Raw genomic sequence first — 15,305 nt, forward strand, 5'->3', positions numbered from 1 at the left:
TAATTTTTACATATATAAAAAGCCTTTTAAGAAGCAATTCTTATTAGGCTTTTTTTATATATTTTTATTGATATTTTTTATAGAATGTATTATATTTGATAATAATTATATATAATATTGTTTGAAGAAAGTTTATGAAAAAAATTGTTATACTATTTATATTAATATCTTCTTTAGCATATTCATTTCCATACAACATGTACACTGGAATGACAGGTGCACTTCGTTTGGGAGGCACTTTATATTTAGATAATATGAGAATAGGAAACAAAAATTATACTTTATCAAGTCCCATTATGCTTAATTTTGGTATATTAAAGAATTTTGATATATTTGCAAGAGTGCTTCCTCTTACTTATATTCCAGAGCTTGGTGTAGGTGTTGAAGGACAGCCTCAATTTTCTATAATGCCGAGGTTTCAATTTTTTAATGGATTTATAGGGGCTGTTGAGGTATTATTTCCGGGCTCTTCAAAGCAGAAATTTGGACTAAATCCTCAAATACACTATTTAATAGGGCTAGGCGACTTTTTAACGATGTATGCTAATTTGGAAGTGCCTATGTTTTTTAATGATCCTAGGGGTGTTGTTAATTATATAAGGCTAAAAACAGCTATTGGGGTGTATCCGGGCTCTTTATTTGGTTTTTCGCTTGCTGGTATATATCTTGAATATCATTTAGCTTATGACTTTTATAATCAAGCTATGTTGGGGTTAAATCATCTTGGGCTTGGTGTTTATTTGGTGCTTAATAGTGATGCTAGTTTATCTATCAATTTTAGTCCTTATGTTGAACAGATTGCTAGCGGATATTATTTTGGTATAGGTGCTTATATTTCTTATACACTCGATTTTAATAAGTTTATTAGATAATAAAAAATCATTAATAATTGGATAAAGTAATGAAAAAGATTATATTATTAATTATTATATTTTCTTCATACATATATGCGGCAAATAATGCTAAAGATATTGAAGGTTTTTGGGCTATGCCTGATAAACCTAGAGGAAGAATGAAGGTAGCTAAGATAATAGTAATTAATAATAAACTTTATGCCTATGCTATTGCTTTTCAAGATGATGCGAAAACTACTCTTGATATTCATAACCCAGATAAAACCCTTAGAGATAAAGACCTTAGAGGACTTACATTTATTTATGATATAGAGTTTAAAGACGGTGAGTGGCAAACTGGAAGAATATATCATACAGACCAAGGAAGCTCATATTATGCAAAAGTTACTTTATCTGATGACAAAAAATCATTATCTCTAAAAGCTTCATTAGATAAAGGCGGGATAGTTGGTGCTAGTGTAAAATGGACAAGATTATCCGAAGAAGAAGCCAAAAAATATAATGATATACCAATTAGCAGTTTAAGAACAGTAGAAGGCAATCCTATAAATTAATTAGTAGATGAGATAAGCTATCTATTAATTATCTGTACTTTCAACAATTTCGGCATTCTTAAAATTGTATACACCAAAATTGTCGCATGTAACATTAATAAGTTTTGGACTTTGCATAACTATACTGTTATAATAAAATAAAGGTATTATAGCCATATCTTCTATAGCAATCTTTTCTGCTGAATGCAAATATTTTATATCTTGAGTTGTTAAATAATTTCTTATATTTTCATCATATAAAGGATTATAGTATTTTCCTTCATTTAATAAATAGTCTTTTTGAAGTAATGATAAAAATGACATAGGATGATTATAGCCTCCAGCCCAACTGCGTCTTGCTATGTCAAAATTGCCTCTTCTTCTTGTTCTTATAAACTCATTAAATGGTTTTGCTATAACTATAGTATCTATATTAAGATTTTCTTTAAGCATTTTTTTTATGGCATTAGCTATTTCTATATGAACTCCATAATCTGTGAGAAGTTCTATTACAGGAAAATCATTTGAGTTTTTATATCCTGCTTCTTCTAATAACTGTTTAGCTAATTCTACATTATTAGTATAATCTTCTGTAGAGAAATATTCATTTGTATTTTCTGTTCTAAAATCTTTACCATTATATTTTATGTTATAAGGCACTATGGCTGATGCTGCTATATCATCAGATTTTACTATATTTTCTATTATAAAGTTTCTATCTATTGCTAATGATATTGCTTTTCTTATGGTAGGATTTGAAAGCGGATTTATTTTATTATTTATTTCGTAAAAGTATAATGAAGTTTTTGCGGCATTTCTTGCTATGTTTTTTTCAAACAATTCATCTTTCTTATTTATAGGTATGCTATTATAAAAATATAATTCATCTTTTTCTATTAAGCTTAAAGCCTCATTAGGGTCATTTATAAACTCAAAATTAATTATATCTGCTTTTATGTTTTTGTAGTTCCAATAATCTGTATTTTTTCTTATAACAAGCCTATAATCATCTATTCTTACAATTTGAAAAGCACCATTGCCAATCATAGTCTCAGCATTCAAAGACCAATTATTTTCATTCTTGCTTACTATATCTTCTCTCAAAGGGGTGTAAGCAGTATGGCATACCAATTCATCAAAATATGGAACAGGGTATTCCAATTCAACATACAATATATCATTATCTAATGCTTTCACACCTAACTGTTCTTTATCCATATTTCCATTTATTATTTCATGTGCATTTTTTATGTTCTCTAAATATACAGAGAGAGGCGACTGTGTTTTAGGATCAACTATTCTTTGCCATGCATATACAAAATCATCAGCCTTTAAATCAAAGCCATCAGCCCATTTCGCATTTGTTCTTATATAAAAAATATATATAGTGTTGTTATTTGATGATATCCATTTTTCTGCTGCACCTGCTACTACATCACCATTTTCATCTTTTATAGTGAGGTTTTCAAATAAATGATTTATATATATCATAGAGTTAATAGATGATATTTTTGAAGGGTCCATTGAGTTTGGTTTGCCTCCAACTGATACTGTTATTTCATTTAATATCCTTTTAGGTTCTTTGTGGCATGATAGTAATAAAATTGATGCCAAGATAATTAATATATGTAATTTCAAAAACCTATTTATTTTCATAAAAAATCCAAAGTATAAAATGCTATTCTTAATATATCGAAAAAAATAAGAACTATATGATTAAAATATACTATTTTATTTATTATTTTCACAAATAAAAATAAATTTATTAAATATATTTTGCATTTTTATATTATTTTCAGACATTAATTCTGGGTGCCATTGAAGAGCTAATATAAAATGATTTTTGTCTTTATATTCTATAGCTTCTATAATATCATCATTAGCTTTTGCGGCAATATTAAAGTCTTTAGCAACTTTTCCTATTGCCTGATGATGAAAACTATTAACTTCGCTTTCTTCGCCTAATAAATCATAAAGTATAGAGTTTTTATCTATTTTTATTTTATGTGTTGCAACATCTGTTGGAGCTGTTTGAGAATGCAGTATATTGCTTTTAGTTTGAGATTCTATATCCTGAATTAAATCTCCTCCAAAATATACATTAATAAGCTGTATACCTCGGCATATTCCTAAGATAGGTTTTTTCATTTTTACTGCATAATCTAATACTGTAAAATCAAACTCATCTCTTTCTTTTGAAATAGCTCCAATTTTAGGGTGAGGTTCTTGATTAAAGTAGAATGGGTGAATATCGACTCCGCCTGTCATAATAATACCAGAAGCATTTTCTACCATTTTTTTTATGATGTCTTTATCTTTTATTATTGGTATTATAACAGGCATTCCATTTGCCCTTACAACCGATTGTATATAAGAATCGTTTACAAATGATTTTTTAATATTATTTTCAATTAATATATTTCCAGATATTGCTATAATTTTATTCATATTCAAAGCCGTTTTTTTTCTTGATAATTATATTCAAATTATTATATTTGTCAAACTAAAATATATTGTATAATTTAATATAAATATTTATACTATTTGTGTATTAATATGTTTAATTCTTTCGTATTATTATACAATATAATATTGAAATTTGTCTTTACATATACAATAACTTGACTAATAACTATTTTTTTATTATAATAAATGTATTATAATAAAATACATTTTAATTAATTATTAAAGGGGTTATTTATATGAAAGTAATAGTAATTGGTTGTAACCATGCTGGTACATGGGCAGCAAAAACTTTAAAAGCTACAGATCCTAATTGTCAGGTAGTAACTTATGATAGAAATGATAATATATCTTTCTTAGCTTGCGGTATTGCTCTTTGGGTTGGCGGTGTAGTAAAAGATCCTAAAGGTTTATTCTATGCTAGTCCTGAAGGTTTAAAAAGCGAAGGAATAGAAGTTTATATGGGTCATGAAGTAACTAAAATAGATTGGGCTAACAAAAAAATGACTGTTAAAGAATTAAAAACTGGTAAAGAGTTTGAAGATAATTATGACAAACTTATTCTTGCTACTGGTTCTTGGCCTGTAACTCCTCCTATTGAAGGTTTAAAACAAGAAGGTACTACTTATGGGCTTAAAAAAGGTATTTTCTTCTCTAAACTTTATCAACAAGGTCAAGATATTATTGATGAAATAGCTAAACCAGAAGTAAAAAAAGTTATGGTAGTTGGTGCTGGTTATATAGGTGTTGAACTTATAGAAGCATTCAAAAACCATGGTAAAGAAGTTATTTTAATGGAAGCTATGCCTAGAGTTATGGCTAACTATTTTGATAAAGAAATTACTGATGAAGCAGAAAAAAGAATTAAAGATGCTGGTATAGAATTACATTTAGGTGAAACTGTTAAGAAATTTGAAGGTGAGGACAGAGTTAAGAAAGTTGTTACTGACAAAGGTTCTTATGATGTAGATATGGTAGTTATGTCTGTTGGTTTCAGACCTAATAGCGAACTTTATAAAGACTATTTAGAAACTTTACCTAATGGTGCTATTGTAGTTGATACTACTATGAAATCTTCTAAAGATGAAAATGTTTATGCTATAGGAGACTGTTCTAGTGTATATTCTTGCTCTTCTAAATCTCATGAATATATTGCTTTAGCTACAAATGCTGTAAGAATGGGTATTGTTGCTGCTAATAATATTTTAGGTAAAAAAGTTAATTATTGCGGTACACAAGGTTCTAACGCTATTTGTGTATTTGGTTATAACATGGCTTCTACTGGTTGGTCTGAAGAGACTGCTAAGAAGAAAGGTTTAAAAGTTAAATCTAATTTCTTTAGAGATGCTGAAAGACCAGAATTTATGCCTACTTACGAAGATGTATTAGTAAAAATCGTTTATGAAGAAGGTACTGGAAGATTATTAGGTGCTCAAATTGCTTCTAAACATAATCATGCTGAAGCTATACATGCATTCTCTCTTGCTATAGCTAATGAAATGACTGTTCAAGATTTCGCATTATCTGACTTCTTCTTCCTTCCTCACTATAACAAACCATTATCTTGGATGACTATGGTTGCTTATACTGCTAAATAATTATTGACTTATAATAATTTTAATAAAGGCCTTATAGAATTGTCTATAGGGCTTTTTTATTTTTGTAATTTTAAAATTTAAAAAAACTCCACACCCGCACGCTGAATTAAACAAAAATATATTAATTAATTTGAAATAGAATTTTAATTATATTTTTTGATATGCTTAGCGTGCGGAGAAATAGATTAACAATATAATTAAAGCTTGGGTGGGGTGCTTTTTAAATTTAGCATTAAATAAAATTAAAGTAAAGATTTTAAATAATACAAAAAAGCTAATAGGGCGGGGAATGTAAGTAAATTAGAATATATATTTTAAAGATATAAACATGATTTTATGTTATTGAATAATTTTTAAAACTATTATAAAATTGCTTACTAAATTAGTAATAAAATAAATTTGAAATTAAATAAAGAAGATGGCTAAGAGTATTATAAATATAGTTAATATATCCAAGAGATTTATAGACAGAGTTTTGCTTGACGATGTTAATTTGCTTATAGAGGAGAAATCCAAAATAGGCATGATAGGTAGGAATGGTGCGGGTAAGACCACTCTTTTAAAAATTCTTATGGGGCTTGAAGAGGCAGATGATGGAGAGGTAATATTCTCTGATGATGTGAGAATTGGTTATCTTCGTCAGCAGGGAGATTTTGATGAGAGTGAGAAGGTTATAGATTATCTTGTAAGAGTTAGCGGAAAAGAATCTTGGAAATGCTCTAAGATAGCTAGCAGGTTTGGAATTGACCATATAAAAGTTAATTATAATATTGGAAGCTTATCTAGCGGTTATAGAATGAGAGTGAAGCTTGCTGAGATGATGCTTGAAGAGCCTAATTTTTTAATACTGGATGAACCTTCAAACTTTTTGGATTTAAATACATTAATAGATTTAGAAAATTTTTTAATGGATTATAATGGAGGTTTTTTAATAGTTTCTCACGACAGGGAGTTTTTAAAGACTACTTGCGAGAAAACTGTTGAAATAGAAAAGGGTAAACTTACTTATTTTCCGGGCAATATAGAAGATTATTTTGAATATAAAGAAGAGAAAGAATATACAATAAAAAAATATAATAAGAATGTAGAAGAGAGAAAGGCACATTTAGAAAGATTTGTTGAGAGGTTTAGATATAAGGCATCAAAAGCAAAAGCAGTACAATCTCGTATAAAACAAATAGAGAAATTAAAAACTATAGAGATTAATCACCCAGCAAAGAGTGTGAGAATAAGATTGCCTGAAGTTGAATCTAAAAAAGGTTTTGCTATTATATCTGACGATTTATCTGTGGGCTATGGTGAAAAGGTAGTGGCAACAAGCAGGAGAATGGAGATACCTAGAGGAAGCAGAGTTGCGGTGCTTGGAGAGAATGGAGAGGGTAAGACCACTTTTTTAAGAACTATAGCAGGAAGGCTTAAACCTGTATCTGGAAATTATAATTATTCTTATGGTATAAAGCTTGCATATTTCGGAGAAGATACTTACAAAAACATCACTGCAAATGATAATGTACTTTCTTATTTAAAAAAGAATGCCAAGCAAGGTCTTTTAACTCAAGAGCTTTTAACACTTTTAGGAAGTTTTTTATTTTCTGGAGAAGATGTTAATAAAGATGTAAAGGTGTTGAGCGGAGGAGAGATGGCAAGATTATCTTTGCTTTGTGCTATTACACAATGTGCAGATGTGCTTATATTGGATGAGCCTACGAACCATTTAGATTTTGAAACTGTTGAGGCACTTGCTAATTCTCTGCGTGATTATGGAGGTACTATATTTTTCACTTCGCACGATAGGACTTTTGCTAGTCTTTTAGCTGATACCATAATAGAAGTTAAAGACAAAAAACTCTCTCTCTATAATGGTGATTATGAGGCATATGTTTATAAGGTTCGTTTGGAGGCTTTAGAGGAAGAGGAGAGAGAATTAGAATATCAAGAGGCTAATAGCACTAAAGATACAAGTGCGGCAGAAAAAAATAATAGCAATTATGAGGAGAGAAAAAAGATTAGAAATAGGCTTTCTAAGGCTGAATCTATGTTAAAAAAATATGAGAAGGAAATAGAGGATTATAAAAAAGAAGAGATTGATATATTAAATTTTTTTGAAAAAGATTATAATGATGATAAGAGTAAGAGATTATTAGAGGTTAAGAAATTAATAGAAGAGAAAGAAAATGAATGGCTTTTAATCAATGAAGAGATTGATAGTATAAAGGCTATGTTAGAATAAAAAATAAAAAAATATTCTATAAAAATAGAGTTATAAGTTTATGGAGGATTTTAAAAAATGAAAGTTTTTAAAAATGCTAAAATATATTCTATGGATAAAAATGACAGCATTTATGAAGCTGTTGCTGTTGATAATGGTGTTATAGTTTTTGCAGGAAGCAATGAAGAGGTATTAAAAAAATATAAGGATGCATCTGAAATAATAGATTTAGAGGGAAAAACAGTTATACCGGGATTTAATGACAGTAATGTTAATTTTGTAGTTTATGCTCGTTTTAATACTATGCTAGATTTGAGTAATTGCAAATCCATAAAAGAGGTTATTGAAATTGCTAAAAATGCTGAGAAGTGTGATAATTGGCTTATAGGAAGAGGCTGGAATCAGGATTATTTTGAAGAGAAGAGAATGCTTAATAAACATGATTTAGATGAAATATCTAGCGAATATCCTGTTGCTTTTAGAAGATGCTGCGGAGAGATGATAGTAGCAAATAGTAAGGCTCTTGAGTTTTGCGGCATTACTGAGAGCATGAAATCTGACACTATAGATTTTGAGAATGGTCTTATATCTTCAAAATCTATGAGTTTAATATTATCAAAAATAAAATCTCTTGAGATGGATAAATTAAAAGAAATAATATTAGACACACAAGAAGAGTTTTTTAAGATGGGTATTACATCTGTTCAGACTGATGATTTAAGAGGGCTTCCTGATTTTGATTATAAGAAAGTAATAGATGCTTATCAAAAACTTCATAGAGAAAAGAAATTAAAAATAAGAGTATGTGAACAGGCTGAGTTTATTAATAAGCAGGATATAGACGATTTTAGACAATACTACTACTATCAATATATTAATGATAATAGATTTAAAGTTGCTCGTATAAAACTTGTTATAGATGGAGGTATAGGCTCAAGAACTGCTTTACTTAGAGAAGATTATAATGATGCTCAAGGTGTTAGGGGAGTTAGTCAGTACAAGCAAGAAGAGCTTGATGAATTAGTAAAATATGCTAATAGTTTAGATTATTCTGTTATAATACAGGCTACTGGGGACGCTGCTATAGAAATGGCATTAAACTCAATAGAGAAAATTAAAGATACTAAAGATTTTAAATATAGAAGAAACGGTTTGATAAATTGTCAGATAACAGATAAAAAATTATTAGAGAGAATAAAAGAGTTAAATGTTTGTATATATTATCACCCTATATTTTTGAATTATGATATGCATATAGTTGAAGAGCGTGTTGGTAAGGAGAGAGCTCAAACAAGCTATGCTTACAAAACTGCTATGGATATGGGTATTCATATAGGTTTTGGTACTGCTGGTCCTGCTGGCGGAATTAACATAATGGAAGGTATTCACTGTGCCGTTAATAGAGAAGATTTAAATGGTTGGCCAGAGGGCGGTTGGATGCCTGAAGAGAAGCTTACTGTTAAAGAGGCAGTTTATTTATATACTATGGGAAGTGCTTATTTGTCTTCTGAAGATAAACTCAAAGGTAGCATAAAAGAAGATAAATTAGCAGATTTTATTGTATTAGATAGAGATATTTTTGAAGTGGATAAAAAAGAAATAAAAGATATTAAAGTATTAAAAACTATTATTGATGGGGATATTGTATACAGCAGAGATAATTGATTTTCTTATTGATTAAATAATAAATTAATATATTATTATTGTATTATGTTTATTGAAGATTTTAAGTTTGTATTTCTTTTTATAATTATACCTGTACTAATATTTTTTTTAGTGACTTCTCGTTTTAAGGTAAATAAGGTATTATCTGTATTTACTAAAAATGCAAATTTTAAAAACGATAAAAATTATAAAAGAATATCCAAACTAAGAATATTTTCTGCTTCATTTTTAATACTTGCATTATCTTTATCAATATTTGCATTGATGCAGCCTAAGTGGGGTATAATAGAGCAAAAAATAAGAACTAATAATTATATGATAACTATATTATTAGATTTATCTCGTTCTATGGAGGGTGATGATGTATGGCCTTCAAGATTAGAAAGGGCAAAATTAGAAATAGAAGATTTTGTAAAAAACACGGATAATCTTTCTGTAGCTTTGGTTGGGTTTGCGGGCACTAGTTTTGTGGCTTCGCCTTTTACTCAGGATATGGAAACTTTTTCTTATATATTAAATGAATTAAACACTAAATCTGTAACTTTGCAGGGCACTAGAATTGCAGATGCTTTAGTTACTGCTAAAAACACTTTTAATGTTAATATACCGGGAAAAAAATCTATCATACTTATAACAGACGGTGAGGACCATGCGGGGTATTTTGATAATATATTAAAAGAATTAAAAGACAATGATATTAGTGTTTATACTGTTGGTGTGGGTTCTGAACTTGGAGCTAGCATAAGCAGTGATATTGGCTATTCTGAAAAAACTGTTATATCAAAAAGAGATGATAAAACATTGCAATTAATAGCAAACTCTACAGGCGGAAAATCTTATATTGCAGATAATGTATCTTTAAAAACTATATTTAATAATATAAAAAATAATATGGATAGTGTCTCTACAATAAAAAATAATAGAAGCTATAAAGATAGATTTCAGATATTCTTGTTTGCTTCTACTATTTTAATTATAGTTGCCAGCATATTAAATATATTAACTCAAAAAAGAGTTCTTTACAAAAATAATAAAAGTAGTATCATTAAAGATACTAAATAATAAATAGGTGATTTGTGTTGTTTAGAGTAAAAGTATTGTTACTATTTTTAATATTATTTTCAAGCTCCTATGCTTTGTCTTTAAATGAGTTTACAGCGAAGATTGATGTTGATAGAGCTAATAGGTTATTAAGAAAAGGCGATTATGATAACGCTATAAGCTTGTATGAGAAGGCTTTAAGTAAGATGCCTACATCTCCAGAAATTTATTATAATATGGGCACTACTTTATCTTCTATGGGAGAGATGGACTCTGCTATTCAAGCCTTTGATATGGCTAAAAAAAACTTTACAGAAAAAACTTCTAAAGATATAAAAAACTCAACTTATTATAATGCTGGTATAAGCAAAATAGAAATAGAAGATTATGCGGGAGCTATAGAAGAGTTAATAGAAGCTTTGGTAAATAAGCCTGATGATAATAATGCAAAGAGTGCTTTAGAATATGCAAAAAAGAAATTAGAAGAGCAGAAAAAAAATAGCGGCGAGAGTGCTCAAAATAATAATAATGATAATCAAGATGATGCTAACTCTAATCAAAATAGTGAGGATAATCAGGATAATAACAACAATCAAAATAATAATGGCAATAATCAAAATAACCAAGACAACAATCAGAATAATCAAGACAATCAAAATAATGATGATGAGCAGAATAATCAAAATAATAATGATAACCAAAACAATAATCAAGACAATAATCAAAATAATAATAATGGCAACGACAACGGAGATGATGAAGAGAAAAACACTCAAACTGATATTGATAGGCTCTTAGATTCATTAAGACAATATAGAAAAGATAAAGAAAATGATGATCAATATTATGGCGGAGGAAGAATTGATAAAGACTGGTAAAGTAATAATTATTCTATTATTTTTATTAAATGTTTCTGCCTTATTTTCTCAAACTACAATTACAGCTAAACTCTCTGATGAAAAAATAGGTATCGGTGAAGTTTTTAGTTTATCTGTAACTATTAATAATACAAAAGGAAAAGTTACCATACCAAATATAGATGGTTTATTATTGAGAGGAACTTCGCAGACAAGAAATATGACATTAAGCGGGGGAACTTTTAAATCCATTCAAACATATAGTTATACTTATGTGGCAAATAGGGTTGGAATATATAATATAGATAATATCACTGTAAAGATAGATAATACAACTTACAAAGCAAATCCCCTTACTTTAGAAGTTGTAGATGAGCCTGTTAGAGAAAGAGAAAGCGATGCTCCTGATTCTGATTCTTTTGACAGATTTATGAATTATTCTGAAGATATACATGTTGAAAACACTATAAACAAAACAGAAGTATATTTGTATGAGCCTATATATATTACACAAAAAGCCTACACTCATGTTCCTGTTAATGTGGTTGGCATATCTAAAATAGCTGACAGAACAGATTTTATTTCTTATACAGATTCTTCAGAGTACAATTCTTTTACAGAGATAATTGACGGAAAGAGAGTAAGTGTTATACCATTAAAAAAAGAGGTGTTATACGCTCTAAAAGATGGAAATAAAAACATCATCACTACTGAGTTTGTTTTTGAAAAGAATAATATGTTTTTTGATAGGGTGCTTTATGGGGAAGAAGAATATAACATAAAGGTGCTTCCTCTTCCTGATAACACTGGGTACAAAAACTTTTCTGGCGGTGTTGGAGAGTTTGATTTTACAGTTAAGGCTAACAAAACTAATTTGAAAATAGGTGAAGAGGTTGTTGTTAGTTTAGAGGTTTTTGGAGAGGGTAATACTTCTATTATAAATATGCCTAGCATTGATACAAATATCAATAAATATTTTTCTGTTTATCAGCCTAAAACTTATGAAACTAATTGGTTTGAAGATGATAAAATGATGGCTAAAAAGACAAAACAATATGTGATGGTGGCAACTAATAGCGGAGAGTTTAGTTTGTCAAATATAGCTTTTTGTTATTTTTCTCCAGATGCTAAAAGCTATAGTAATGTTTATTCAGGCAATATATCTTTTTCTATGATGGGCGGAAATATTGGCTCTTCTCATTTTGTTGATAATAATAATGAACCTAATATCATCAATATTAAAGACACTTATATTAAAAATGAAAAGCCTTTTAATTTATTGAATATTAATATTGTTTATATTTATATACTTATTTTAATAGTATTTTCTTTTATTATAGTTTTTTCGAAAAAGCTTAAAACATTAGCTTTAGCTTCTTCAAATAACAATAAAGAATCTGGTATTAGTGTTATGATCACAAATTATAACGAAGGAAATAGGGAAGAGTATTGTAAGAGTGTTATTTCTTATATTGAAAAAGAGATTAAAAAGAAATTAAATACGAACTCTAGAAATATTTATTTGGAATTAAATGGCATAGCAGAAGAAGAGAAAATAAAAGAAATAAAATCTATAATAGATTCTTGTGAGAGGGAGCTTTATTCTGGAAGTAAATCGAGTGAAAATATAGATTATCATAGTAAGGCTATTGAAATAATTACTAGTATTAATAAAAAGAAGTGACTTTTATTTATGAGTATTAAAAAAATTATTATAATGTTTTTAATATTTGGATGCAATTTCCTTTTTGCTCAAAATGATTTAGAGAACATCAATAATATATTTAAAAATGCAAATGATTTATATAATCAAGGAATGTATATAGAAGCCAATAATTTATATCTTAATTTAGTAAGCTCTAATGTTGTTTCTAAAGATTTGTATTATAATTTAGCTTCTTCATATTATGAGATTAATAGTAATGGTTATGCTGTGTTATGGTATGAGAGAGCTTTGAATATAGCACCTTTCGACAAAGATATTAAAAACAATATAAATAAAATAACAGAGAGAAAAGATTATGATTCTTTTTATATAATTGGTTTTTATGTAAGTTTGGTTTTGTTCGTATTTTTTACAGTGTTTTTATTTGTATCGTTTATGAAAAAGAAACACACAAATTGGTTATTATTAATTTTATCTGTTATTTTACTTGTTTTTTCTATATACTCATATAACACTATAAAATCAGATTATATTATAATAGTTAAAAATACCAACATATATAGCGGGAGCAGTTTAAAGTCTGATATAGTTTCTAGTGTATATGAGGGTGAGAAATTTAGAGTGATAAAAGAGTCTTCTAATTGGTATTATGTTAATGGGATATCAAAAGGCTGGATTAACAAAGAGTACTTTGAAAAGATATAATTATTTTTTCTTTACATACTTTCTTATAAATCTGCTTATAATCATAATAAATCCCATTATTCCAGATAATAAAAATCCCACAAGCCCAACTAATGATATACCATGTATTAGAGGCGGCATTTTGGTAGCTATTATAAGTCCGCTTGAAATAATTAATGAAGCTAATACTATAGAATAACTTAATCTGTCTCCCAAGCTATCCAAAGTATTTGCAAGAGTGTCAAGTTTTTTATGTTCAAGCTGTATTCTAATATTGCCTTTTCTCATTAGGTTTATAACTTCACCCAAATCAGAAGGCACATTTTTTAAAACATGAAAATAATCACTAATTACATTTCTAGATTGTTTTAATAGATTATCAGGTTTTAATTGTTCTTTAACATATTTGAAAGCAAAAGGCTTTATATGTTCTACTAATTTAAGGTCTTTATCCAAATCTCTTCCAACGCCTTCTAATACTATTAATGATTTTATAAGAAGCATTATATTTCCAGAGAGCATTAGCCTAAACTCTCTTATTATAGATATAAGTTCATTGAATATATCTTCTATGTTAATGTTTTCTAATGGCATATCTATGTATTTGTTTATAAGCATAAATATAGCCATATTAAAATCTTCCATGTTTTGTATTTCACTATGGTCGCATAAATCTAATACGGCTTTAGAAAGATTAATATAATCAGCATTATTAATACTCATTATAAGAGAAGAGAAAGCCTCTTTTGAAGTTGGAGGAATAAAACCTATCATACCGAAATCTAAAAAACATAATACATTATTATCCAAAGCCATTAAATTACCGGGGTGAGGGTCAGCATGGAAGAAACCTAATTTAAATATCTGCTCCAATACACAATCAACACCAATAGAAACTAATTTTTTTTTGTCATATCTTGTATCATCAGGACTAATATCAGAGATTTTAATTCCTTCTATATATTCCATTGTCAATATATTTTTTGTACTATATTCTTCATAGATTTTTGCTATTTTTATATTTTTATTATTTTTGAAATATTTTTGAAATTTTATAGTGTTGTTTTTTTCAAAATTAAAATCCAATTCTTGTAAGAGCTGATTTTTAAAAGCCTTTATTAACTTCTCTGGTCTTATTAAAGCAAACTCTTCATTATATTTTTCTAATATAGAAGAAAGCCAAGTAATTATCTCAATATCATTAAGTATATTCTCTTCTATGTTTGGTCTTTTTACTTTTATAGCAACTTTTTCACCTGTTTTTAATACAGCAATATGTACTTGGGAAATTGAGGCACTTGCTTTAGGGGTAGTGTCAAAAGACTCTAAAGCTTCACTTATAGGTTTTTGTAATTCCTGTTCTACTATTGCTACAGCCTCTTTTTCATCGAAAGGCTTAACATTATTTTGAAGTTTTTTTAATTCATCAATAATGTCTTTAGGAAGTATATCGCTTCTGTTTGAAAGTATTTGTCCTAGCTTTATAAATGTAGTCCCGAGTTCTTCACAAGCCATTCTTATTCTCTGGCCTCGTGTGTAGCTTCTTAAATCCACTCCTTTATATTTTACATTAAATTTTTGTATTGGATTTTTTACTAATTTTAATATAGGAGTAACAGCAATTATATCTTTAAAACCATATGCCATTATAACTGATACAATTTCTTTTGTCCTATTTAAAGATTTTTTCCCCTTCATCACGATATGCCCCAAAATATTTATTTATTATTAAAGA

At 28.2% G+C, this 15,305-nt stretch carries 12 protein-coding genes; 9 read left to right on the plus strand and 3 right to left on the minus strand.

The genetic code is table 11. The annotated features are described in order from the left end of the window. The first annotated feature begins 134 nt into the window (after positions 1 to 134). Complete coding sequence (locus GQX97_RS02440) at positions 135 to 872, plus strand: hypothetical protein (RefSeq protein WP_157150369.1); 738 nt, start codon at positions 135 to 137, stop codon at positions 870 to 872. Positions 873 to 901: 29 nt separating this feature from the next. Next, positions 902 to 1,408, plus strand: a complete 507-nt coding sequence (locus GQX97_RS02445; RefSeq protein ID WP_157150370.1) for a DUF2147 domain-containing protein — start codon at positions 902 to 904, stop codon at positions 1,406 to 1,408. A 24-nt stretch (positions 1,409 to 1,432) separates the two neighbouring features. Here GQX97_RS02445 and GQX97_RS02450 read toward each other — a convergent pair whose 3' ends face one another. Together GQX97_RS02450 and GQX97_RS02455 are read right to left on the minus strand one after the other, a co-directional pair. Further along, positions 1,433 to 3,043, minus strand: coding sequence for a peptide ABC transporter substrate-binding protein (locus GQX97_RS02450; protein ID WP_157150371.1), 1,611 nt, complete (start codon positions 3,041 to 3,043; stop codon positions 1,433 to 1,435). Positions 3,044 to 3,118: 75 nt separating this feature from the next. Next, positions 3,119 to 3,835: a gamma-glutamyl-gamma-aminobutyrate hydrolase family protein gene (locus GQX97_RS02455; RefSeq protein ID WP_157150372.1), complete on the minus strand. Its 717-nt coding sequence runs from the start codon at positions 3,833 to 3,835 to the stop codon at positions 3,119 to 3,121. Positions 3,836 to 4,089: 254 nt separating this feature from the next. On the opposite strand from GQX97_RS02455, the gene GQX97_RS02460 reads away from it, so the two are divergent. The 7 genes from GQX97_RS02460 to GQX97_RS02490 all read left to right on the plus strand — a co-directional run bounded on the left by GQX97_RS02460 (position 4,090) and on the right by GQX97_RS02490 (position 13,591). Further along, on the plus strand, positions 4,090 to 5,448 hold the full coding sequence (locus tag GQX97_RS02460; RefSeq protein ID WP_157150373.1) for an FAD-dependent oxidoreductase: 1,359 nt from the start codon (positions 4,090 to 4,092) through the stop codon (positions 5,446 to 5,448). Positions 5,449 to 5,866: 418 nt separating this feature from the next. Next, complete coding sequence (locus tag GQX97_RS02465) at positions 5,867 to 7,678, plus strand: ABC-F family ATP-binding cassette domain-containing protein (RefSeq protein WP_157150374.1); 1,812 nt, start codon at positions 5,867 to 5,869, stop codon at positions 7,676 to 7,678. Between the two features lie 57 nt (positions 7,679 to 7,735). Beyond that, the gene (locus tag GQX97_RS02470) at positions 7,736 to 9,322 is read left to right on the plus strand and encodes an amidohydrolase (RefSeq protein ID WP_157150375.1); all 1,587 of its coding nucleotides are present in this window, start codon (positions 7,736 to 7,738) and stop codon (positions 9,320 to 9,322) included. A gap of 45 nt (positions 9,323 to 9,367) precedes the next feature. After that, positions 9,368 to 10,384 carry a VWA domain-containing protein gene (locus GQX97_RS02475; protein WP_157150376.1) on the plus strand — a complete coding sequence of 339 codons (1,017 nt, stop codon included), beginning with the start codon at positions 9,368 to 9,370 and terminating at the stop codon, positions 10,382 to 10,384. A 14-nt stretch (positions 10,385 to 10,398) separates the two neighbouring features. Next, the gene (locus GQX97_RS02480; RefSeq protein WP_157150377.1) at positions 10,399 to 11,241 is read left to right on the plus strand and encodes a tetratricopeptide repeat protein; all 843 of its coding nucleotides are present in this window, start codon (positions 10,399 to 10,401) and stop codon (positions 11,239 to 11,241) included. Then, entirely contained in the window at positions 11,225 to 12,904 is a 1,680-nt protein-coding gene (locus GQX97_RS02485; RefSeq protein ID WP_157150884.1) for a BatD family protein, read from the plus strand. Before GQX97_RS02480 ends, GQX97_RS02485 begins: the two co-directional genes overlap by 17 nt. A 9-nt stretch (positions 12,905 to 12,913) precedes the next feature. Next, positions 12,914 to 13,591, plus strand: a complete 678-nt coding sequence (locus tag GQX97_RS02490; RefSeq protein WP_157150378.1) for an SH3 domain-containing protein — start codon at positions 12,914 to 12,916, stop codon at positions 13,589 to 13,591. Here GQX97_RS02490 and GQX97_RS02495 read toward each other — a convergent pair whose 3' ends face one another. Further along, a complete protein-coding gene (locus GQX97_RS02495; protein ID WP_157150885.1) occupies positions 13,592 to 15,268 on the minus strand; it encodes an AarF/ABC1/UbiB kinase family protein in 1,677 nt (558 codons plus the stop codon). Positions 15,269 to 15,305: the final 37 nt, after the last annotated feature.

Origin of the sequence: Brachyspira sp. SAP_772 (genome assembly GCF_009755885.1) — a bacterium.
Classification (GTDB): domain Bacteria; phylum Spirochaetota; class Brachyspiria; order Brachyspirales; family Brachyspiraceae; genus Brachyspira.

What these genes read in the sequence shown, in the direction of transcription:
- GQX97_RS02465 (WP_157150374.1), top strand. Translation starts at nt 5,867, where the DNA reads ATGGCTAAGAGTATTATAAATATAGTTAATATATCCAAGAGATTTATA.
- GQX97_RS02450 (WP_157150371.1), bottom strand. Translation starts at nt 3,043, where the DNA reads ATGAAAATAAATAGGTTTTTGAAATTACATATATTAATTATCTTGGCA.
- GQX97_RS02475 (WP_157150376.1), top strand. Translation starts at nt 9,368, where the DNA reads ATGTTTATTGAAGATTTTAAGTTTGTATTTCTTTTTATAATTATACCT.
- GQX97_RS02490 (WP_157150378.1), top strand. Translation starts at nt 12,914, where the DNA reads ATGAGTATTAAAAAAATTATTATAATGTTTTTAATATTTGGATGCAAT.
- GQX97_RS02470 (WP_157150375.1), top strand. Translation starts at nt 7,736, where the DNA reads ATGAAAGTTTTTAAAAATGCTAAAATATATTCTATGGATAAAAATGAC.
- GQX97_RS02495 (WP_157150885.1), bottom strand. Translation starts at nt 15,268, where the DNA reads ATGAAGGGGAAAAAATCTTTAAATAGGACAAAAGAAATTGTATCAGTT.
- GQX97_RS02445 (WP_157150370.1), top strand. Translation starts at nt 902, where the DNA reads ATGAAAAAGATTATATTATTAATTATTATATTTTCTTCATACATATAT.
- GQX97_RS02460 (WP_157150373.1), top strand. Translation starts at nt 4,090, where the DNA reads ATGAAAGTAATAGTAATTGGTTGTAACCATGCTGGTACATGGGCAGCA.
- GQX97_RS02440 (WP_157150369.1), top strand. Translation starts at nt 135, where the DNA reads ATGAAAAAAATTGTTATACTATTTATATTAATATCTTCTTTAGCATAT.
- GQX97_RS02455 (WP_157150372.1), bottom strand. Translation starts at nt 3,835, where the DNA reads ATGAATAAAATTATAGCAATATCTGGAAATATATTAATTGAAAATAAT.